The organism is Salmonella sp. 2018103 (assembly GCF_026247685.1).
Classification (GTDB): domain Bacteria; phylum Pseudomonadota; class Gammaproteobacteria; order Enterobacterales; family Enterobacteriaceae; genus Salmonella; species Salmonella enterica.
The window spans coordinates 3,584,950-3,607,233 of record NZ_CP111029.1 but is presented as its reverse complement, the minus strand read 5'-3'; the positions used below and the strand labels follow the sequence as shown (position 1 = coordinate 3,607,233).

Genomic DNA, 22,284 nt, shown 5'->3' with positions numbered 1-22,284 from the left:
GCAGAAAACGTGAAATGCCGGATGGCGGCGCGAAAAACGCCTTATCCGACCTACGGTTCGGGTGCTTTGTAGGCCGGATAAGGCGAAGCCGCCATCCGGCGTTGCTGTTATTGGCGCTGTTTGTTGCCGCCTGCTGGCTGACATGGGGTAACTTCTCCGTTGCGCTACCGCGCAGTCAGTGGCAACAGGCTATCTGGTCACCGCATATCGACATCATTGAGCAGATGATTTTTCATTACAGCCTGCTGCCAAGACTGGCGATTTCGCTGTTGGTGGGCGCGGGGCTTGGGCTGGTAGGCGTCCTGTTCCAGCAAGTATTGCGTAACCCGCTGGCGGAACCGACCACGCTGGGCGTGGCGACCGGCGCGCAATTGGGGATCACGGTGACTACGCTATGGGCGATTCCCGGCGCGCTGGCGACGCAGTTTGCCGCCCTGACGGGAGCCTGTATCGTCGGCGCGCTGGTGTTCGGCGTGGCGTGGGGCAAACGTCTGTCGCCAGTGACCCTGATCCTCGCCGGGCTGGTGGTCAGCCTCTATTGTGGGGCTATCAACCAGCTATTGGTGATTTTCCACCACGATCAGTTGCAAAGCATGTTTTTATGGAGCACCGGAACGCTGACGCAAACCGACTGGAGCGGCGTGCAGCGTCTGTGGCCGCAGTTGCTGGGCGGTGTGATGCTCACGTTATTGTTGTTACGCCCGATGACGCTGATGGGGCTGGATGACGGCGTTGCGCGTAATCTGGGGCTGGCGCTGTCGTTAGCGCGTCTGGCGGCGCTGTCGCTGGCGATTGTGTTGAGCGCGCTGCTAGTCAACGCGGTGGGCATTATCGGTTTTATCGGCCTGTTTGCGCCGCTGCTGGCGAAAATGCTTGGCGCAAGACGTCTGCTGGCGCGCCTGATGCTGGCGCCGCTCATTGGGGCGCTTATTTTATGGCTATCCGATCAGATTATCCTTTGGCTCACCCGCGTATGGATGGAGGTCTCCACCGGTTCAGTGACGGCGTTAATCGGCGCGCCGCTGCTCCTGTGGCTGCTGCCGCGGCTTAAAAGCATGAGCGCGCCAGATATGAACGCCAGCGATCGTGTGGCGGCGGAGCGTCGGCATGTCCTCGCTTTTGCCGTTGCCGGTGGCGCGCTCCTGCTGCTGGCAACATGGGTCGCGCTCTCTTTTGGTCGCGACGCGCACGGCTGGACGTGGGCGAGCGGAACGCTGCTTGAGGAACTGATGCCGTGGCGCTGGCCGCGGATACTGGCGGCGTTAATGGCGGGCGTCATGCTGGCGGTGGCGGGCTGCATTATTCAGCGTCTGACCGGTAATCCAATGGCCAGTCCGGAAGTGCTGGGGATCAGTTCCGGAGCCGCGTTTGGCGTGGTGTTGATGCTGTTTTTGGTGCCGGGGAATGCCTTCGGTTGGCTACTGCCCGCCGGAAGCCTGGGCGCGGCGGCGACACTGCTGATTATTATGTTAGCCGCCGGACGCGGCGGTTTCTCGCCACAACGGATGTTGCTGGCGGGGATGGCGCTCAGCACCGCGTTTACCATGCTGCTAATGATGCTCCAGGCGAGCGGCGACCCGCGGATGGCGGATGTGTTGACCTGGATCGCAGGATCTACCTATAACGCCACTGGTGGGCAGGTTACGCGAACCGCGATCGTGATGGTGATTTTGCTGGCAATTGTGCCGTTGTGTCGCCGCTGGTTAACGATTTTGCCACTGGGCGGCGATGCCGCGCGCGCGGTGGGCATGGCGCTTACGCCGTCGCGTATCGCGCTGCTGGCGTTGGCGGCTTGTTTGACGGCAACTGCGACGATGACCATTGGGCCGCTGAGTTTCGTTGGACTGATGGCGCCGCATATTGCGCGGATGCTCGGTTTTCGCCGGACGATGCCGCATATGGTCATCTCGGCGCTGGCAGGGGGCGTTTTACTGGTCTTTGCCGACTGGTGCGGCAGGATGGCGCTATTTCCGCATCAGATCCCGGCGGGACTGCTTTCAAGCTTTATTGGCGCGCCGTACTTTATCTATTTGCTACGTAAACAGAGCCGCTGAGTTTGCCGGATGGCGGCATAAATGCCTTATCCGGCCTACGGCGTAGAATGTAGGCCGGGTAATCGTCACCCGGCAATTCATCCTTTACAATTTCGCAAACACCCGGCGCGCGGCGTCAATAGTACTATTAATGTCGTCCATGCTGTGTGCGACCGACATAAAACCCGCCTCAAACGCCGATGGCGCCAGATACACGCCTTCCTCCAGCATCAGGTGGAAGAAACGCTTAAAGCGTTCAACGTCGCACGCCATCACGTCCTGATAGCAGGTTACGCTCTCAGCGTCGGTGAAGAAAATCCCGAACATGCCGCCGACGTGGTTGACGACCAGCGGAATATTCGCTTCTTCGGCAGCTTCCAGCAAACCTTCCGCCAGACGGGTGGTGAGCTCATCCAGCGTTTCATGAATGCCGGGCTGGGCGACTTCATTCAGGCAGGCGAAACCGGCCGCCATCGCAATCGGGTTGCCGGAAAGGGTGCCCGCCTGGTAAACCGGGCCCGTCGGCGCCAGCGCATCCATTACATCGCGACGACCGCCAAACGCGCCTACCGGCATCCCGCCGCCGATGATTTTACCCAGACAGGTCAGGTCCGGCACGACGCCGTAGTAATCCTGGGCTCCGGCCAGCGCTACGCGAAAACCGGTCATCACTTCGTCGATAATCAGCAGCGCGCCGAACTCATCGCACAAGGCGCGCAGACCTGGCAGGAATTCCGGCAGCGGCGGGACGCAGTTCATATTGCCCGCCACCGGCTCGACGATGATACAGGCGATTTCCTGCGGATATTGTTCAAACGCCGCGCGCACTGACGCCAGATCGTTATAAGTGCAGGTCAGCGTATGTTTCGCGAAATCTGCCGGCACGCCCGGCGAGTTCGGCTGACCGAGCGTCAGCGCGCCAGAACCGGCTTTGACCAGCAGACAGTCTGCGTGGCCGTGGTAGCAGCCTTCGAATTTGATAATCTTATCGCGGCCAGTAAAACCACGCGCCAGGCGAATAGCGCTCATCGTCGCTTCGGTACCGGAGTTCACCATGCGCACCATGTCCATGGTCGGCACCAGGTTGGTGACCAGTTCCGCCATTTTCACTTCCATTTCGGTTGGCGCGCCGAAGCTTAAACCGCGCTCCGCAGCTTCGATCACCGCATTGCGGATAGCCGGGTGGTTATGCCCCAGTACCATTGGCCCCCAGGAACCGACATAGTCGATATACGCTTTGCCATCGACATCGTACAGATACGCGCCGTCCGCTTTTTCGATAAACAGCGGGGTGCCGCCCACGCCAGTGAAGGCGCGAACAGGGGAGTTCACACCGCCGGGGATCAGCTCGCGGGCCGCGCTATAGAGATTTTCAGACTTACTCATGGAAAGATTCCTGGTTCGTAGAAAAAGTGAATACCCGCTATTCTAAGTTATTCAGAGAAGGTTATGAAAGTTTTACGCATTTGAAACAATACGATTTGCAGGGGATTTTCACGGCGTTGGCGAGTAGAATGCCGACTTTAGATTTGTATTACCAATTAATGATCTTCTGATGAAAACAGACACTTCCACCTTTTTAGCTCAGCAAATTGTGCGCTTACGGCGCAGAGATCAGATTCGCCGGTTAATGCAGCGGGATAAAACGCCGCTGGCCATCCTGTTCATGGCGGCCGTTGTCGGCACGCTTACCGGACTGGTTGGCGTCGCCTTTGAAAAGGCGGTTTCCTGGGTACAAAACATGCGCATTGGCGCGCTGGTTCAGGTCGCGGACCATGCGTTTTTGCTTTGGCCGCTGGCCTTTATCCTTTCGGCGTTACTGGCGATGGTCGGCTACTTTTTGGTACGAAAATTTGCGCCGGAAGCCGGCGGCTCGGGTATCCCGGAAATTGAAGGCGCGCTGGAGGAGTTACGTCCGGTGCGCTGGTGGCGCGTGTTGCCGGTGAAGTTTATCGGTGGGATGGGAACGTTGGGCGCAGGAATGGTATTAGGGCGCGAAGGGCCAACGGTGCAAATCGGGGGCAACCTGGGGCGCATGGTGCTGGATGTTTTTCGTATGCGCAGCGCCGAAGCACGGCATACGTTGCTGGCGACCGGCGCTGCGGCGGGGCTCTCTGCGGCGTTTAACGCGCCGCTAGCGGGTATCCTGTTTATTATTGAAGAGATGCGCCCGCAGTTTCGCTACAACCTGATTTCGATTAAAGCGGTGTTTACCGGCGTCATCATGTCGAGCATTGTGTTCCGCATATTTAACGGCGAAGCGCCGATTATTGAAGTCGGCAAACTGTCTGATGCGCCGGTTAACACGCTGTGGTTATACCTTATCCTCGGTATTATTTTTGGCTGCGTCGGGCCGGTATTTAATTCGTTGGTGCTGCGTACCCAGGATATGTTTCAGCGCTTTCATGGCGGCGAAATTAAAAAATGGGTGCTTATGGGCGGCGCGATCGGCGGCCTGTGCGGTATTCTGGGGTTGATTGAGCCGGAAGCGGCAGGCGGCGGATTTAACCTTATTCCTATCGCCGCGGCAGGTAATTTTAGCGTCGGGCTACTGCTGTTCATCTTTATTACCCGGGTGGTCACGACGCTGCTTTGCTTTTCTTCCGGCGCGCCGGGGGGCATTTTCGCCCCGATGCTGGCGCTGGGAACGCTGCTTGGTACGGCCTTCGGTATGGCGGCGGCAGTGCTTTTCCCGCAGTATCACCTGGAGGCCGGTACCTTTGCGATTGCCGGGATGGGGGCGCTGATGGCGGCGTCGGTGCGCGCCCCGTTGACGGGGATTGTGCTGGTGCTGGAGATGACCGATAACTATCAGCTCATTTTGCCAATGATTATCACCTGTCTTGGCGCGACACTATTAGCCCAGTTTTTGGGCGGGAAACCGTTATACTCAACCATCCTGGCGCGCACTCTGGCGAAGCAGGATGCGGAACAGGCGGCGAAAAACCAGAATGCGCCTGCGGGCGAGAATACTTGAACGAATTACCAGGGTATTAGATAATGACTGCCAATATTGGGTGAAAATTTATCCAATTACCGATGTCGTTTGGAGCAAAATATGAGTGATGACGTAGCGCTGCCGCTGCAGTTTACCGACGCAGCAGCGAATAAAGTAAAAAGTCTTATCGCTGACGAAGATAACCCGAATCTGAAACTGCGCGTGTATATCACCGGCGGTGGTTGCAGCGGCTTCCAGTATGGTTTTACCTTTGACGATCAGGTGAACGAAGGGGATATGACCATCGAAAAACAGGGCGTTGGCCTGGTGGTTGACCCGATGAGTTTGCAGTATCTGGTGGGTGGTTCGGTCGATTATACCGAAGGCCTGGAAGGTTCCCGCTTCATTGTAACCAACCCGAATGCGAAAAGTACCTGCGGGTGTGGCTCTTCCTTCAGCATTTGATTGCTGTTCGTTGTGCCGGATGGCGACGCGAGCGTCTTATCCGGCCTACAACATCTTTCCTGTAGGCCCGATAAGCGTAGCGCCATCGGGCAAAACAATATCAACGTCCGTTTTCATCCAGTGCAAACGTCGGCAATTTCAAATGCCAGCGAATGGCCGCCAGCCGAATGAACAGCGTGACGACCATACCCATCATGCTGGCGCTTTCCAGCGGTACTGAAAACGTATAAAACGCGGTGGCGTGAACAATCCCGCCGATAATACAGGCCGTGGCATAGATTTCGGTGCGTAGGATCATGGGAATCTCGCGTGCCAGAACATCGCGAATAATCCCGCCGCCGACGCCGGTAATCACGCCCATACAGACTGCCACTAATGGCCCCGTTTCAGCGAGGAAGGCTTTATTCACCCCAATGCCGACAAACACCGCCAGCCCGACCGCATCCAGTACCGGCAACATCCATTTCGGCAGACGTCTTGGCTGGCGAACCAGCAGGATGGTCAGCATACTGGTGACCATGGCGACGACCAAATCGGTAGGATCTTTAACCCAGAATACCGGGCCGTTATCCAGCGCCATATCGCGGATTGTCCCGCCGCCGACGGCAGTAACGACGCCGAGCACCAGGACGCCGAACGGGTCCATACGTAATTTCCCGGCCAGCAACACGCCAGAGATAGCAAATACAGCCGTGCCTACAATATCCAGCCAATAGACGAGCATTGTCGAATCCCCACTGGGAGCCTGGTAAGACAGGCTCTAATTCACCTGTGAAAGCGCATTACAGAGTTGTTTTGCGGCGAGGATAATACGCGGGCTTGCGCGTTCAAACCAGTCGCTGTTAAGCGGAATAACCGGAATTTTTAACAGGTTTCCCCAGTATTGTTCAATTTTGAGAATTTCGCCCGCTTTTCCGGCCACGATAATGGCCTGGGGATGCCTTGCCAGCACCTGCTCACGGCTGACTTGCGGCCACGGCACGCGGCTGTCAGCAAAGACGTTTTCTCCGCCGCAGGTCGTCAAAACCTGATGTTGAATAGACCCTTTACCACTGGTAAACAGAGGATTCATGCCAAACTGAAGAAAGACGCGCTTTTTAGCTTTACCGGCATACTCGGCGTTGAGAGCGGCGTACTCGTTTAGCAATGTCTGCGCTGCCTGCTGAGCCTTTTCCGGCTGCGGGCTCCAGGCGGCCAGTTGACGGAGCGTGTCGGCGATCTGTTCGATGGTTACCGCGTCCACCCACATGACCTTAATACCTAATGACGTCAGTTGGTTTACCTGGCGTTCCGCATTACCGCCGCGCCAGGCGACGACCAGATCCGGCTTCAGCGCCACAATGCGTTCCAGATTCATTCCCTGCCAGGTAGAGACCTGTTCTATTTTTTGCGCTTCGGGCGGGTAGTCGGAATAGCTGCTGACGCCAACGGGCGTAATCCCGGCGGCAAAAGCGAGCTCCGTATTGGCGGGAGAGAGGGTAATGACGCGCGGCGCAGCGTAAAGCCACACCGGGAGCGTAAGCAGCAGGGCGACCAGCGCCCTGAACATTTGCTTAGCCATGCGCCAGTTTCTGTACTAGCGTCTCGACCATCAGAGTCGACTGTTTCGCCGCCACCGCGAGGAATTCGTCAAAGCTGAGGTGCGATTGCTGATCGGCCACGTCAGAAATAGCGCGTACCACCACGAACGGCACGTTGAAGTTATAGCAGACGTGTGCGATAGCGGTGGCTTCCATCTCTACGGCGACCGCGTCGGGGAAGTTATGCCGAATTTTTGCCAGCCCGACGGAGCCGTTAATAAACGCGTCGCCGCTAACAATAAGGCCGCGTACCGCGTTCAGATTCAGCTCTCTGATGCAGGATTCTGCGGCGGCGATCAGTTTATCATCGGCCTTAAATCCGGCCGGACAGCCCGGTAATTGCCCGTATTCATAGCCGAAAGCGGTCACATCAGCGTCGTGGTAACGCGCTTCGTCAGAGACGACGATATCGCCGACCTTCAGCGTGGACGCCAGACCGCCTGCGGAACCGGTATTGATGATCACGTCCGGTTTGCAGTGCTCCAGAAGCAACGTTGCGCCCAGCGCCGCCGCGACTTTACCGATACCAGATTTCAGCAACGCCACTTCGGTGCCGTTCAACTGGCCGGTGTAAATTTCGCAGCCGCCCAGCGTAATCGTCTGACGGTTGTCAATTTTGTCACGCAGCAGCGTAACTTCTTCTTCCATTGCGCCAATGATGCCGATTTTCATAGATTTACTCGCGATAAGTCAGTTTTGAGGGCATAGTTTATCATGCGCTTATGGGGAAGCGCATTTCTCAGGCGGGGAGAGAATATGGCATCGATCGATTTCCGAAATAAAATTAACTGGCATCGTCGTTATCGTTCACCGCAGGGCGTAAAGACGGAACATGAGATCCTGCGGATTTTTGAAAGCGATCGCGGGCGGATTATCAACTCTCCGGCTATACGCCGTTTGCAGCAAAAAACGCAGGTTTTCCCGCTGGAGCGCAATGCCGCAGTACGTACTCGCCTGACGCATTCGATGGAGGTGCAGCAGGTGGGGCGTTATATCGCGAAAGAGATTTTAAGCCGCCTGAAAGAGCAAAACCGACTGGAGGAGTACGGCCTGGACGCGCTGACCGGTCCCTTTGAAAGTATTGTGGAAATGGCCTGCCTGATGCACGACATCGGTAATCCGCCGTTCGGTCATTTTGGCGAGGCGGCGATCAATGACTGGTTTCGTCAGCGGCTGCATCCGGAAGATGCGGAAAGTCAGCCGCTCACGCATGATCGCTGTGTGGTTTCCTCGCTACGGTTACAGGAAGGCGAAGAAAATCTGAACGATATTCGCCGCAAGGTACGTCAGGATATCTGCCATTTTGAAGGCAATGCACAGGGAATTCGTCTGGTACATACGCTCATGCGGATGAATCTTACCTGGGCGCAGGTTGGCGGAATTTTAAAATATACCCGTCCGGCATGGTGGCGAGGGCCGGTGCCGGATTCCCATCGCTATTTAATGAAGAAACCGGGCTATTATCTTTCTGAAGAGAAGTATATTGCGAGGTTACGTAAAGAACTGCAGTTAGCGCCTTACAGTCGCTTTCCATTAACGTGGATTATGGAAGCCGCAGATGATATTTCTTATTGTGTCGCCGATCTTGAAGATGCGGTAGAGAAAAGAATCTTTAGCGTTGAGCAGCTTTATCACCATTTATATCACGCGTGGGGCCACCATGAGAAGGATTCGCTGTTTGAGCTGGTGGTAGGAAATGCGTGGGAAAAATCACGCGCCAATACATTAAGCCGCAGTACCGAAGATCAGTTTTTTATGTATTTACGGGTAAATACATTAAATAAACTGGTGCCCTATGCCGCTCAGCGTTTTATTGATAATTTGCCGCAGATTTTTGCCGGTACCTTCAATCAGGCGTTACTGGAAGATGCCAGCGGTTTTAGCCGCCTGCTTGAACTCTATAAGAATGTGGCGGTTGAACATGTGTTTAGCCATCCGGATGTAGAACAGCTTGAACTACAGGGATACCGGGTGATCAGCGGGTTATTAGATATCTATCAGCCGCTATTAAGTTTGTCGCTTAACGACTTTCGCGAGCTGGTGGAAAAAGAACGGTTGAAACGCTTCCCCATAGAATCGCGCTTATTTCAGAAACTTTCTACGCGCCATCGTTTGGCCTACGTGGAAGTCGTCAGTAAATTACCTACGGATTCGGCGGAGTACCCGGTACTGGAATATTATTATCGCTGTCGGTTGATTCAGGATTATATCAGCGGGATGACTGACCTTTACGCATGGGATGAATATCGGCGTTTGATGGCGGTCGAACAGTAAATGGACTTTTGTAAAGATGGACAATAAATTTTTACTTTTTCCAGAAACTTTGTTCCGGAACTTCGCGTTATAAAATGAATCTGACGTACACAGCAATTTTGCGTTACCTGTTAATCGAGATTGAAACACATGAAAAAAACCACATTAGCAATGAGTGCACTGGCTCTGAGTTTAGGTTTGGCATTGTCGCCTCTGTCTGCCACGGCGGCTGAAACGTCCTCTTCAGCAATGACTGCCCAGCAGATGCCAAGCCTGGCACCGATGCTCGAAAAAGTGATGCCATCGGTGGTCAGTATTAATGTAGAAGGTAGCACCACGGTGAATACGCCGCGTATGCCGCGTAATTTCCAGCAGTTCTTTGGCGATGACTCCCCGTTCTGCCAGGACGGTTCTCCGTTCCAGAATTCTCCGTTCTGCCAGGGCGGCGGTAACGGCGGCAACGGCGGTCAACAACAGAAATTCATGGCGCTGGGCTCCGGCGTAATTATTGACGCCGCGAAGGGCTACGTCGTTACCAACAACCACGTGGTTGATAACGCCAGCGTGATTAAAGTACAGCTTAGCGATGGACGTAAATTCGATGCTAAAGTGGTGGGCAAAGATCCACGTTCTGATATCGCGCTGATTCAAATTCAGAATCCGAAGAACCTGACGGCGATTAAGCTGGCGGACTCCGACGCGCTGCGCGTGGGGGATTATACCGTCGCTATTGGTAACCCGTTTGGTCTGGGCGAAACGGTGACGTCAGGTATCGTTTCGGCGCTGGGGCGTAGCGGCCTGAACGTAGAAAATTACGAGAACTTTATTCAGACCGACGCCGCGATTAACCGCGGTAACTCCGGCGGCGCGCTGGTGAACCTGAACGGTGAGCTGATCGGTATTAACACCGCGATTCTGGCGCCGGACGGCGGCAACATCGGTATCGGCTTCGCTATCCCCAGTAACATGGTGAAAAACCTGACGTCGCAGATGGTGGAATACGGCCAGGTGAAACGCGGCGAACTGGGGATCATGGGGACTGAGCTGAATTCCGAATTGGCGAAAGCGATGAAAGTCGACGCCCAGCGTGGCGCGTTCGTCAGCCAGGTGATGCCGAATTCGTCCGCGGCGAAAGCGGGTATCAAAGCCGGGGATGTCATTACCTCGCTGAACGGTAAACCGATCAGCAGCTTTGCGGCGCTGCGCGCTCAGGTCGGCACTATGCCGGTCGGCAGCAAAATCAGCCTCGGTCTGCTGCGTGAAGGTAAAGCGATTACGGTTAATCTGGAACTGCAGCAGAGCAGCCAGAGTCAGGTTGATTCCAGCACCATCTTCAGCGGGATTGAAGGCGCTGAAATGAGCAATAAAGGCCAGGATAAAGGCGTTGTGGTGAGCAGCGTGAAAGCGAATTCACCCGCCGCGCAAATTGGCCTCAAAAAAGGCGATGTCATTATCGGCGCTAACCAGCAGCCGGTGAAAAATATCGCCGAGCTGCGTAAAATTCTCGACAGCAAGCCGTCGGTGCTGGCGCTGAATATTCAGCGTGGTGATAGTTCTATTTATTTGCTGATGCAGTAATCACCTTTGTCCCCCTTCCGCCATGGAAGGGGGCAACACTTTTCTGTGAAACCCCCCACAACTCCATACTTATTTGCACCGTTTTGTGCATTTGCACAATGTCGAGACTTGTCATCTTCCTTATGCTTGTGCTCTGCTCACAGGAGGGATTTATGGCTGGCTGGCATCTTGATACCAAAATGGCGCAGGATATCGTGGCGCGCACTATGCGCATCATCGATACCAATATCAACGTAATGGATGCCCGCGGGCGTATTATCGGCAGCGGCGATCGGGAACGTATTGGTGAATTGCACGAAGGCGCGCTGTTAGTGCTGTCGCAGGGCCGGGTTGTGGATATCGACGACGCCGTGGCGCGACACCTGCACGGGGTACGTCAGGGGATTAATCTTCCCTTACGCCTTGAGGGCGAAATTGTCGGCGTGATCGGTCTCACCGGCGAACCAGAGCATCTGCGTAAATATGGCGAACTGGTGTGTATGACTGCCGAAATGATGCTGGAGCAGTCGCGGTTAATGCACCTTTTGGCGCAGGATAGCCGTTTGCGCGAAGAGCTGGTGATGAACCTGATTCAGGCCGAAGAAAATACGCCGGCGCTGGTGGAATGGGCGCAGCGTTTGGGGATCGATTTGAACCAGCCACGTGTGGCGGCGGTGGTGGAAGTCGATAGCGGCCAGCTTGGCGTCGATAGCGCAATGGCGGAACTTCAGCAGTTGCAGAATGCGCTTACCACGCCGGAGCGTAACAACCTGATAGCCATTGTGTCTCTCACCGAGATGGTGGTGCTCAAACCCGCTTTAAACTCGTTTGGTCGTTGGGATGCTGAAGATCATCGTAAGCGCGTAGAGCAGCTTATCTCGCGAATGAAAGAGAATGGTCAGCTACGTTTTCGCGTGGCGCTGGGCAATTACTTTACCGGGCCGGGCAGTATTGCACGCTCATACCGCACGGCGCGCACCACGATGATGGTCGGCAAACAGCGGATGCCAGAAAGCCGCAGCTATTTTTATCAGGATTTGATGCTGCCGGTTCTGTTAGATAGCCTGCGTGGCGGCTGGCAGGCCAATGAGCTGGCGCGCCCGCTGGTAAAACTCAAAGCGATGGATAACAACGGATTATTACGTCGGACGCTGACGGCGTGGTTTCGCCATAATGTCCAGCCGCTGGCGACCTCTAAGGCGCTGTTTATTCATCGTAACACGCTGGAATATCGGCTAAATCGTATTTCGGAACTGACCGGGCTGGATTTGGGAAATTTTGACGATCGGCTGTTGCTGTATGTGGCGCTACAACTGGATGAACAGCGTTAAGTCCGGCGGCGCTTCGCTGACCAGAGCAGGGAACTTGGGCGAAGTAGTAGGCCGGATTAGGCAAAACCGCCATTCGACAACGTAATCTCACAGCGCCCGAAGACGCTGTGATGGGGTGGGGTTAATTCGTGGTCAGGCGCTGCAATCCCCGCGCCGTGATCTGCCAGATCACGTGTTGCGGCTGCGGCCAGCTTTCGCCATTGAGCGGGTTGCGGATAACCGACTGGTCTGCGCCCTCGGCATGAAAGACCTCAATCGTATAATCCTCATCCAGCCCGCAGACGTCAGTATAGCCGCCAAGCTGCACTGAACCTTTTATCGACTGACGGTAAACCACCGTACCGCGCGTATTATAAATCGTCACTGCCGCATATTCCGTTGCGAAGTCGCTATGCGGCACAATTGGGTATGCGGTAAAGATAAATTGTTGCGCACGGATGTCTATTTCCATACTGGCAAAACCATTTTCTTCCTTGCCAATAAGCTGCCAGCTGAATTTATCGCCATATAATGCGGCAGCATCGGAGGTATTTTTCTCTTCCGTTTGTTCCGGTGAGTCGACCTCCAGCCCATCGCTCACCACGCGCCAGCGGTTGTGTTTTTTCAGCGTGACGTTTTGCCCGGTCGTTTCATTGATGGCGTTGCAACGGTAAGGTTCGTCATGGAAGAGCTCAATGTACATTCCCGCTTGCAAAACAACCGTATCGCTATCGGCTGAATAGTGGGTGATGCCATCATAATGACGGCTATAGATAACCTCGCCGGACTCCTCCTTCACCGTGAGCGTGCTATATGTCGCGGTATAGTAGGGATGAGGCTGCCCGGCCAGAGTTTCTATTGTCATGCGCTGTTGCCGATTATCGTAAGCAAGCTGGCAAAACGTTCTGTCGCCTTGTCCGCGTAACTGCAACGTCACGCCTTTACCGATGCCTTCGCCCGGCTCGCTGTTATCCGTCGGCAGCACATCAACGCTGTCGCGCATTAACGCGCTACGGGTCGGCTCTTCAATGTGGGAGAGCATCAGCCAGAGATCGTTTTTGCAAGCGGCATAAGGTTGCGCCATCAATGAAGGGCAGGCGCGGATAGCATCTGCGCGATGGATAAACATAGCCTGGAGATCTGCGGCAGGATCGTTGTTGAGCGAAAAATGATAAAGCCCTTCGCTATCAAGACGCAGTAACTGATATTTCGTCGACGAGACCAATGTCAGATAGCCCGGCGAGGCTTTCAGGCGGCCAGGCTCGGCATGATAAAGATAAAGGTGGTAGTGGTCGCTAAACGGTACCACAATTTTTTCGGTGGCGCAGTTTGTTCCGTTCATCTTACGTTCAAAAACCTTTTCGCCGCTGGCGGTTAACACCGTTATGCTGGCGTATAAGGTATTCGCGAAGTAGCTGTGCGGCGTGGCTTTCGTGATGTCCAGAACTAATTGTCTGGCCTCATGATCCACGGCTAAACGGGCGAAGGGCATGTCGCCGTAGCCGAGGAAAATCAACTGCTCATTATGCGCGGCGCTGTCCTGCAAGGCGGTGAAATTAACGGTAAGCGCGTTTTCCCCTTCGCGGATAACCACATAGTCCGTGTCCGGGCGGTATTTCTGCGATCGCCCTTTGGGCAGGGTGAGATGGTAAATGCCAATGGGCAGGGGAGTTAACGTGAGCGTACTGTCGTTGACGGGCAATGTATACGTGTTGCCGGCGTTGTCGTGTAGCGTTAAGGCGCGTCCATAAAGTTGCTCCGGCTGATCGATATTCAGCGTTAGCGTGAGCGTTCCCGTTTTGTTCAGCGCCGCCAGCTCGGCGTTTTCAACCAGCCAGACAAAAGAGTCCAGCCCCAACTGTTGGCGCGCGCTTTCCCATTCGCGCTCCGGCAGCAGATCGTAAAGCGGCCAGACGGGTTTTACCGCCTGTGCGGCGATCTGCTCGCGGGTGAACGCATCGACCGGTAAGCCGCACAGCTGAATAAACGGCGCGACGTCATAACCTGAGGCTGTGGCGATGGCGTCCGCCAGCAGATCGGTCAGACGATGCTCGCAGGGCAAAAAGTTTTCGTCAGCACCCAGCGCGCGGTAGTTCTGGTTAAACACCCGGAAGGCTTCTGTTCCGCCTTTAAATAACATCAGCATCAGAAATTGCAGACGGGGTCGGACGCCCCAGGCGCTAATCGGCGTGCGATTCCGCAGATGGGTAATGAATTGCAATTCCTGCTCAGACTGCCGCCCGTAATCATAGAGCCAGCCGTCGGTATAAAGATGGTTCCCCTGGTTCAGGTTAAGCTGCTGGAAAAACGCGGCGTAAATGTTGTTCCACATCTCACCGACTGGCAGGTCGACGTCATTCATAAAGACGCCCTGATAGCCGTGACCGATTTCATGCAGAATCGTCCACTGCGTGGCGACATTATCGATCCACCCCTGGCTTAATGTTGCAGCCGTTTGCGCGCACCACCAGGGGAGATAATAAGCCGCGCCGACGCCGTGTTTATCCGCTTTAATAAAATAGCGGTTAGCGACATTTTGATTAAGCGGCGAAGCAGGGCTATCGCTGAGACCAGTCCAGTCATTATAGGCGTCGATCACTCGCGTATAGTACGCATCCAGCGCGGTGATACCGGCGTTGATGACATTAGCGCGATCCGCCCAGGGCAGCAGAAAACGCACGCGGTCCAGTTCCAGCAGGGCAAAAGGCGACGCCTGTTCTTCCCAGGTCTGGAAAAAAGTGTCTTCGGATTGCCCCTTACGCCAGTGTGGCAAATTTTTATTGCTGGTTGGCTGTCGGTAGATCACCGAAAACTCGCCGCCCTGCGCAAAAAAGAGGGTATCAATAAAGGGAACGGAATCGACCGTTGTGCTGATCGTTTGCCAGTTGCCGTTCAGCGTAAGCGATTTCTCACACGCTGAGTCATTGCACAGCAGACGGAGTCTGGCGTTACCGGCGTTGTTATTTGGCTGGCGGATTTGCAGCTGCGTATTCGCTGGCAGAATAAATCCCAGCGCCTGGCGGTCGTGCTCGCGCCCCTTTTCAAATTTGATGTTATCCAGTCCGGGGGCCGCAGGCAGCGAATAACATGTTAACGTGATTTCCTGAGTCATATAACCTCCATAAATAGGGAGGATGAACATAGCTTTTTATTTTTATTAATAAATACAGCAGGATAACGAAATGATATGTATTGAGCTGCTGTGAGGCATAGTGATGAAAAATGGTGGTAGCCGTGAGGCGGATGAGAGGGAGCAGCAGTGTGAGAGGGGCCCGAAATGAAGCCCCGGCAGCTTTTTTATTTGCGGGTAAGCTTGTCCAGATCGGCTTCGATTTCACTGATCTTATTCGCGACGACGCTTTCCAGGTGGCGCAAGTCGTCGAGGATCTTACGTTTGAGATCGAGTTCTGAGCGGTCGCGCTGGCAGATTTGGTCCAGCTCGTCAATCACATAGCGTAGGTTAGGGCTAATCTCCTGTACTTCTTTATAACCCTGACCGATGCCATCGGCCACCACCGTTTTACGCTGGCGTGGATACTTAAACTTCACGCTTTTAGCAAAGAATTCACCTCTATCCTTTTGAAAATAGATTTTCAGGATATCGTTATTGGCTTCTTGCCGCAGGCTGTAACGATCGATTTCCTCAGGATTGGTAATGCCCAGACTTTTTAGATTGTCATACATAGCGGTATCCTTCATCACACTATAACTTTTGAATAATTAACGAAAAGTTGGTTTTTCGCCACCAATGGATACAAAAAAAGCGCGGTTGATCGCAGAAGACGTCTCGGCAACGTCATGAGTAAAAGGGCGGTGGTTATTGATAGTTTAAGTAATTCAACGCGATATTCCGTTTATAGAGAAAGCGTTTGAGGTCAGTGTGGAAAATTGACCGGAGGTAGTGGTCGATAACCTTGAGAGGCGGAGTCTATGTCCGGAACGTATAATGCTACTATTCGCCGGGTGGTGATTTCCGCCTGGATAGGAAACTCCATTGAATATTATGATTTTCTATTATACGGCCTGGCAAGCGCGCTGGTATTTGGCCCGCTTTTTTTCCCTGGCGCCAGCCCATTGACTGCAACGTTATCTTCTTTTGCCAGTTTCGGCGTGGGATTTATTTCCCGGCCGCTGGGCGCGCTATTTTTTGGCAACAGGGGAGATACGCTTGGGCGTAAAAACACGTTATTAATCACGTTAGGGGGGATGGGCGCGGTCACGTTTCTCATCGGTTGCCTGCCTTCTTACGCCAGTATTGGCGCGCTGGCGCCTGCCTTACTGGTTATTCTGCGTTTTCTGCAGGGATTTATGGTTGGAGGCGAATGGGGAGGCGCCATGTTAATGGTCGTGGAATATGCTGCTGGAAAGCACCGGGGGCGGTTAAGCGCGCTATCGCAAACAGGAGGACTCACGGGACAATTATTGGCGACAGGCGCATTTATAGTCGTGACCCAATTACCGAAGGATGCGTTGTTATTGTGGGGATGGCGTATTCCTTTTCTGCTCAGTGCGCTTTTGGTGCTGCCTGGATTATATATGCGTCATCGTCTGGATGAGACGCCTGTCTTCCGTGCGTTTAAAAAGCAGCAGGCCATTAATCATAGGCAGCAAAGAGAAGAAAGGCCGGTGGTCAAAGTAGTACGAGAACAATGGCGCAGCATTTTGCTGATTATAATTCTACGTTTTGCGGAAAGCGTTCCCTTTTTTCTTGCCACCGTCTTCGCGGTTTCCTGGGCGACGACGCAGCTTGGGATTGCCAGCCTGACTATTCTGTACATTGTAATGTTCACCTGTCTGCTGGCGTATCCCATGCACGTGCTATTTGGCATCATGTCGGATCGGCGTGGCTGCCGTCAGGTGTATATTTTCGGCGCGCTTTTTGTCGCGGCAATGGCTTTTCCCTTTTTCTGGCTGCTGGAAAGCCGTTCGCTCATACTGATGACAATGGGCTACGTTCTGCTTATTAACATTGGTCATAATTCACTGAATGCCGTGCAACCTTCTTTTTTCGCCGGACTGTTTCATCCGCCTGTACGCTACAGCGGTTCATCAATTGGCGCTCAGTTGGGGGCGGTTGTGGCAGGGGGATTCACGCCGTTTATCGCTAAAGCGTTAAGCGCAGTCTATGATAACAGTTGGACTTTGGTTGCCGGTTATGTCGTTTTGACTGCGTTGGCTTCGGCATTTGCGGCAAAGATTGCGCCGGAAACCGTGTTACCGCATTCGCCGTAATGCAAAGGGGGGCTGTCGCCCCCGCTTTTCACTCGCTTAATCAATAGTGCGCAATAATTCGTTAATGCCCACTTTGCCACGCGTTTTGGCGTCGACTTTTTTCACGATCACCGCGCAGTACAAACTGTACTTACCGTCTTTTGACGGCAGGTTGCCGGAAACGACCACGGAGCCCGCCGGTACGCGGCCATAGTGAACTTCACCGGTTTCGCGATCGTAGATTTTGGTGCTCTGGCCGAGGTATACCCCCATGGAAATGACGGAACCTTCTTCGACAATGACGCCTTCCACGACTTCAGAACGCGCGCCAATAAAGCAGTTGTCTTCAATGATGGTCGGGTTAGCCTGCAGCGGCTCTAGTACGCCGCCGATACCCACGCCGCCGGAAAGGTGAACATTTTTACCAATCTGCGCGCAGGAACCCACCGTCGCCCAGGTATCAACCATGGTGCCTTCGTCAACGTAGGCGCCGATGTTAACGTAAGACGGCATCAGCACGGTGTTGCGGGCGATAAATGCGCCCTGACGAACGGCTGCAGGCGGAACGACGCGGAAGCCTTCTTTCTGAAAACGCGCTTCGTCGTAATCAGCGAATTTCATCGGGACTTTATCGAAGTAGCGGCTTTCCGCACCGTCGATAACCTGGTTATCGTTAATACGGAAAGAGAGCAGAACCGCTTTCTTCAACCACTGGTGAGTGACCCACTGACCGTCGATTTTTTCTGCGACACGCAGCGCGCCGGAATCAAGTAGAGAAATGACCTGGTTTACCGCCTCTCGGGTCACGGTATCTACATTAACCGGCGTAATATCGGCGCGGCGCTCAAAAGCGGTCTCAATAACGTTCTGTAACTGCTGCATTGTTAAACTCTTTCATATAAATAAACACACTACCCTTTATCGTTTGGATTGAGGGCCGCTGTCAACCGTTGTTGCACCTCAAGTTGCAGCACATTATTAAGTGCGCGCCGATCCGCTGTGGCGATTATGAATAAATCTTCTACTCGTTCACCAATGGTTGTAATTCGGGCGCCATGAAGCGAAATTCCCAGATCGGCAAAAATTTGTCCGACCCTGGCCAGCAGACCAGGTTGATCGAGCGCGATCAATTCCATGAATGATTTTCTGTCGGTATGGGTGGGCAAAAAATTGACTTCCGTTTCGACCGTAAAGTGCCGTAACTTTGCCGGTTGCCGACGCGGCTGCGGCGGCTGCCAGCTACGCTGCGTAATGGTCTGTTCAAGACCGGTGCGAATAACGTCATGGCGATCCGCCGCCAGCGGGCTGCCGTCTGGTTCCAGAACGATAAACGTATCCATTGCCATGCCGTCGCGAGTGGTAAAGATCTGCGCGTCATGGACGCTTAAATTACGCCTGTCCAGCTCGGCGCAGACGGCGGCAAACAGATAGGGTCTGTCCGGACTCCAGATAAAAATTTCGGTTCCGCCGCGCGTGGCTTGCGGACTGAGCAACACTAACGGTTGGCTCAGATCGTGCTGCAATAAATGGCGTGCGTGCCAGGCGAGCTGATTTGGACTATGACGAACAAAATAGTTAGCGCGACAGCGGGTCCAGATTTTGTGCAGCGCGGCTTCATCAATATTGTCCATTCGCAGCAGCGCCAGCGCCTGAAGCTGATGGTGACGCACGCGCTCACGCATATCCGGCGTATTTTGCATTCCGCGCCTGAGCTGTTTTTCAGTGGCGAAGTACAGCTCGCGCAGCAGGCTCTGTTTCCAGCTATTCCACAAGGTTTCGTTGGTCGCGCAGATGTCCGCGACGGTCAGGCAGACCAGAAAACGCAGCCGTGTTTCGGTTTGCACCTCTTCGGCAAACTGCTTGATGACTTCCGGATCCTGGATGTCGCGGCGCTGGGCGGTGACTGACATTAGCAGGTGTTGGCGCACCAGCCAGGCGACCAGTTGCGTTTCGCGTGAGTTCAAACCGTGCAGTTCGGCGAAGGTGAGTACATCCTGCGCGCCCAGTACCGAATGGTCGCCGCCGCGTCCTTTCGCAATATCGTGGAACAGCGCGGCGATCAGGATCAGTTCCGGATGGGGAAGCCGCGGCCAGAGATCGACGCATAGCGGATGGCGCTGGCGCGTCTCTTCTTTTGCAAAGCTCTCCAGTTTGAGCATTACGCGGATAGTGTGTTCATCCACCGTGTATGCGTGGAACAGGTCAAACTGCATTTGTCCGACGATGTGCGACCACTGCGGCATATAAGCCCACAGTACGCTGTGGCGATGCATAGGCAGCAGGCCGCGGCTGACCGCGCCGGGATGGCGCAGCATACTAAGAAACAGAGTGCGCGCCTCCGGGATGTAACACAGCGGTTGGCTCAGGTGGCGGCGGGCGTGGCGCAAATGGCGTAACGTCGTAGAGTAGATGCCGGTGATCGCGCTATTGCGCACCATCATATAAAACATGCGCAGGATCGCTTGCGGTTCGCGGATAAACAGCGTGTCGTCACGCAGATCAATGAGCGTGCCGCGCAGTTGAAACTCATCGTCAACAGGACGCGGTTTTTCATCCGCAGGCAGCGCCAGAATCGCCTCGTCAAATAGCTGAAGCAGCATCTGATTGAGTTCGCTCACCCGGCGCGTAACCCGGAAGTAGTCTTTCATCATCCGCTCAACCGGATCATTGCCCTCGCCGCTGTAGTTAAGGCGTTGAGCGACGCTTAACTGGCGGTCGAACAGCAGGCGGTTATCGTAGCGGCTGACCACCAGATGTAGCGCAAAGCGAATGCGCCACAGGATATGCAGGCACTCGTTGAGCTCCGCGCGCTCAGCGGGGGTTAAAAAGCCGAATCCCACCATCTCATCGAGCGAGGTAGCGCCGAAGTGACGTCGGGCGACCCACTGCAATGTATGGATATCGCGCAGGCCGCCGGGGCTGCTTTTAATATCCGGCTCCAGATTATAGCTGGTACCGTGATAGCGCTGGTGGCGCTGGTTCTGCTCTTCTACTTTGGCGGCGTAAAATTTGTCGGACGGCCAAAAACCTTCGCTGAAAATATGTTTTTGCAGTGCCAGAAACAGAGCAACATCACCGATCAGCAGGCGCGTTTCGATGAGGTTTGTCGCAACGGTTAAATCAGACAGACCTTCCAGCAGACACTCTTCCAGCGTACGTACGCTATGCCCGACATCCAGCTTGACGTCCCATAATAAAGTCAGCAGCTCGCCGACCTTTTGTGCCTGTTCATCGGGCAGCTTTTTGCGGCTTAAAATGAGCAGATCAATATCGGAAAGCGGATGCAGTTCGCCGCGTCCATAGCCGCCGACGGCGACCAGCGCCAGATCGGCAATCTGACCGAAACCGGCCTCAATCCACAGGCGTTGCAACAACTGGTCAATAAATTCGGTACGAGCTTCAATAAGCTGTTCAGCACAAATGCCGCTGTCAAATGCCTCGCCCAGCCAGTGTTGAAAGATGTCGATACGGGCTTTGATACCGGCGACGGTCAGTTCAGCGCGCGGCCAGACGCCAGGGTTTTGCGGCTGGTCAGGGAGGGTGGGGAGTGCGGTATTCGCGTGCTGTTCAGGAAGAGTATTCATATGCGCCACCCATTAAAAAGCCGGATAATGGCGTGAACGCCTTATCCGGCCTACGTATTTACTCTTCATCCTTCAAGTTGCTTCTACGTTGGCTGCGCTCGTTCACTCCAGTCACGTACTTATGTACGCTCCTGAAGATTCACTCTCTTGCCGCCTTGAGGCAACTCGAATGATTTTGAGTAAAGGTGTAATTTGTAGGCCTGATAAGATGCGAAGGCATCGCCATCAGGCAAAACATTATTCGTCGTGTGTGATGATCGCCGGGATGGTGTCATCTTTACGCAGCGTCAGAATTTCACAGCCGTTTTCCGTTACCACAATAGTATGCTCGTACTGAGCAGACAAGCTGCGGTCTTTGGTTTTTACCGTCCAGCCGTCTTTCATGGTGCGGATACGGTAATCCCCGGCGTTCAGCATCGGTTCAATGGTAAAGGTCATGCCAGGCTGCAACACGACGCCGCCATCGTCTGCATCATAATGCAGCACCTGCGGTTCTTCATGGAAGCCGCGACCAATACCGTGTCCGCAGTATTCACGTACCACGGAGAAACCTTCGCCTTCGGCATATTTCTGGATGGCGGCGCCAATGGTGCGCAGGCGGATGCCCGGTTTCACCATTTTGATGCCCAGATACAGGCTCTCTTGCGTGACGCGGCACAGACGCTCGCCCAGAATGGTCGGTTTGCCGACGATAAACATCTTCGAGGTATCGCCGTGGAATTCATCTTTAATCACGGTCACGTCGATGTTGACGATATCACCATCTTTCAGATGTTTAGCGTCATCCGGAATGCCGTGGCACACCACTTCATTAATAGAGATACAGACGGATTTCGGATAGCCGTGGTAGCCGAGGCAGGCGGAGATCGCGTGTTGTTCGTTAACGATGTAATCGTTACAGATACGGTCCAGTTCGCCGGTGGTGACGCCCGGTTTGATATACGGTTCGATCATTTCCAGCACTTCGGCTGCCAGACGGCCCGCGACGCGCATTTTTTCGATGTCTTCAGATGTCTTGATTGAGATAGCCATGAATTCTGTCCATCAGTGCCGATGATTTCGGCAATAATTGTGTAAGTGCTGACAATGGTATCAGTCAGGGGTGTACCCTGCCAAATTGAGAATCATTCTGAACTTCGCCTTTCGTGCCACAAGTGCGTTGGCGACATTTTTTCACCCCAGTCACTTACTGGCCGTAAGCTCCAGGGGATGCAAAAATTTGCCGCCTGCTTGTAACACGAAATTCATCGTTCAATTCAGCACTGAGTGCCAACAATTATTGGTGTCGGTGGCGTATTTGTGGTATAAAGCGCGCCGGACTTCCGATCCATTCGAAGACTACACACGATGGAC

At 54.2% G+C, this 22,284-nt stretch carries 16 protein-coding genes; 7 read left to right on the top strand and 9 right to left on the bottom strand.

Annotated features, from left to right (window positions below; translation table 11 throughout):
• Nucleotides 1–14 precede the first annotated feature (14 nt).
• Nucleotides 15–2,054, top strand: coding sequence for a Fe(3+)-hydroxamate ABC transporter permease FhuB (gene fhuB, locus OLG56_RS17530; RefSeq protein ID WP_094300980.1), 2,040 nt, complete (start codon nucleotides 15–17; stop codon nucleotides 2,052–2,054).
• 84 nt (nucleotides 2,055–2,138) lie between these two features.
• On the opposite strand, the gene hemL is transcribed toward fhuB, so the two are convergent.
• Nucleotides 2,139–3,419 carry a glutamate-1-semialdehyde 2,1-aminomutase gene (gene hemL, locus OLG56_RS17525; RefSeq protein ID WP_000045251.1) on the bottom strand — a complete coding sequence of 427 codons (1,281 nt, stop codon included), beginning with the start codon at nucleotides 3,417–3,419 and terminating at the stop codon, nucleotides 2,139–2,141.
• A gap of 169 nt (nucleotides 3,420–3,588) precedes the next feature.
• On the opposite strand from hemL, the gene clcA reads away from it, so the two are divergent.
• Nucleotides 3,589–5,010: a H(+)/Cl(-) exchange transporter ClcA gene (gene clcA / locus OLG56_RS17520; RefSeq protein WP_000845430.1), complete on the top strand. Its 1,422-nt coding sequence runs from the start codon at nucleotides 3,589–3,591 to the stop codon at nucleotides 5,008–5,010.
• 81 nt (nucleotides 5,011–5,091) lie between these two features.
• Complete coding sequence (gene erpA, locus OLG56_RS17515) at nucleotides 5,092–5,436, top strand: iron-sulfur cluster insertion protein ErpA (protein ID WP_001278668.1); 345 nt, start codon at nucleotides 5,092–5,094, stop codon at nucleotides 5,434–5,436.
• A 100-nt stretch (nucleotides 5,437–5,536) separates the two neighbouring features.
• On the opposite strand, the gene OLG56_RS17510 is transcribed toward erpA, so the two are convergent.
• The 3 genes from OLG56_RS17510 to mtnN are packed head-to-tail and all read right to left on the bottom strand — an operon-like array spanning nucleotide 5,537 to nucleotide 7,688.
• The gene (locus OLG56_RS17510; RefSeq protein WP_000964234.1) at nucleotides 5,537–6,160 is read right to left on the bottom strand and encodes a TRIC cation channel family protein; all 624 of its coding nucleotides are present in this window, start codon (nucleotides 6,158–6,160) and stop codon (nucleotides 5,537–5,539) included.
• Between the two features lie 36 nt (nucleotides 6,161–6,196).
• The gene (gene btuF / locus OLG56_RS17505) at nucleotides 6,197–6,997 is read right to left on the bottom strand and encodes a vitamin B12 ABC transporter substrate-binding protein BtuF (protein ID WP_001118843.1); all 801 of its coding nucleotides are present in this window, start codon (nucleotides 6,995–6,997) and stop codon (nucleotides 6,197–6,199) included.
• Nucleotides 6,990–7,688, bottom strand: a complete 699-nt coding sequence (gene mtnN, locus OLG56_RS17500; protein ID WP_000689822.1) for a 5'-methylthioadenosine/S-adenosylhomocysteine nucleosidase — start codon at nucleotides 7,686–7,688, stop codon at nucleotides 6,990–6,992. The genes btuF and mtnN overlap by 8 nt, the downstream gene beginning before the upstream one ends.
• Before the next feature lie 84 nt (nucleotides 7,689–7,772).
• Here mtnN and dgt point away from each other — a divergent pair, with 84 nt between their 5' ends.
• From dgt to cdaR, 3 genes are all read left to right on the top strand, one after another.
• A complete protein-coding gene (dgt, locus tag OLG56_RS17495; protein WP_000146450.1) occupies nucleotides 7,773–9,290 on the top strand; it encodes a dGTPase in 1,518 nt (505 codons plus the stop codon).
• Nucleotides 9,291–9,419: 129 nt separating this feature from the next.
• On the top strand, nucleotides 9,420–10,847 hold the full coding sequence (degP, locus tag OLG56_RS17490; RefSeq protein WP_000753958.1) for a serine endoprotease DegP: 1,428 nt from the start codon (nucleotides 9,420–9,422) through the stop codon (nucleotides 10,845–10,847).
• A 152-nt stretch (nucleotides 10,848–10,999) separates the two neighbouring features.
• Complete coding sequence (cdaR, locus tag OLG56_RS17485; protein WP_000929420.1) at nucleotides 11,000–12,157, top strand: DNA-binding transcriptional regulator CdaR; 1,158 nt, start codon at nucleotides 11,000–11,002, stop codon at nucleotides 12,155–12,157.
• Between the two features lie 121 nt (nucleotides 12,158–12,278).
• On the opposite strand, the gene OLG56_RS17480 is transcribed toward cdaR, so the two are convergent.
• Both OLG56_RS17480 and OLG56_RS17475 read right to left on the bottom strand, forming a co-directional pair.
• Nucleotides 12,279–15,248 (bottom strand): putative mucin/carbohydrate-binding domain-containing protein, encoded by a 2,970-nt coding sequence (locus OLG56_RS17480; protein ID WP_061377090.1) that lies wholly within the window; start codon nucleotides 15,246–15,248, stop codon nucleotides 12,279–12,281.
• Between the two features lie 185 nt (nucleotides 15,249–15,433).
• The gene (locus tag OLG56_RS17475) at nucleotides 15,434–15,820 is read right to left on the bottom strand and encodes a DUF3461 family protein (protein WP_000272193.1); all 387 of its coding nucleotides are present in this window, start codon (nucleotides 15,818–15,820) and stop codon (nucleotides 15,434–15,436) included.
• 246 nt (nucleotides 15,821–16,066) lie between these two features.
• Here OLG56_RS17475 and OLG56_RS17470 point away from each other — a divergent pair, with 246 nt between their 5' ends.
• Nucleotides 16,067–17,368, top strand: a complete 1,302-nt coding sequence (locus tag OLG56_RS17470; protein WP_023232736.1) for an MFS transporter — start codon at nucleotides 16,067–16,069, stop codon at nucleotides 17,366–17,368.
• Nucleotides 17,369–17,404: 36 nt separating this feature from the next.
• On the opposite strand, the gene dapD is transcribed toward OLG56_RS17470, so the two are convergent.
• The 3 genes from dapD to map form a co-directional block, all read right to left on the bottom strand.
• Nucleotides 17,405–18,229, bottom strand: coding sequence for a 2,3,4,5-tetrahydropyridine-2,6-dicarboxylate N-succinyltransferase (gene dapD / locus OLG56_RS17465; RefSeq protein WP_001186676.1), 825 nt, complete (start codon nucleotides 18,227–18,229; stop codon nucleotides 17,405–17,407).
• A 29-nt stretch (nucleotides 18,230–18,258) separates the two neighbouring features.
• Nucleotides 18,259–20,931, bottom strand: a complete 2,673-nt coding sequence (gene glnD / locus OLG56_RS17460) for a bifunctional uridylyltransferase/uridylyl-removing protein GlnD (protein WP_001094523.1) — start codon at nucleotides 20,929–20,931, stop codon at nucleotides 18,259–18,261.
• A 237-nt stretch (nucleotides 20,932–21,168) separates the two neighbouring features.
• The gene (gene map, locus OLG56_RS17455; protein ID WP_001018214.1) at nucleotides 21,169–21,963 is read right to left on the bottom strand and encodes a type I methionyl aminopeptidase; all 795 of its coding nucleotides are present in this window, start codon (nucleotides 21,961–21,963) and stop codon (nucleotides 21,169–21,171) included.
• Nucleotides 21,964–22,284: the final 321 nt, after the last annotated feature.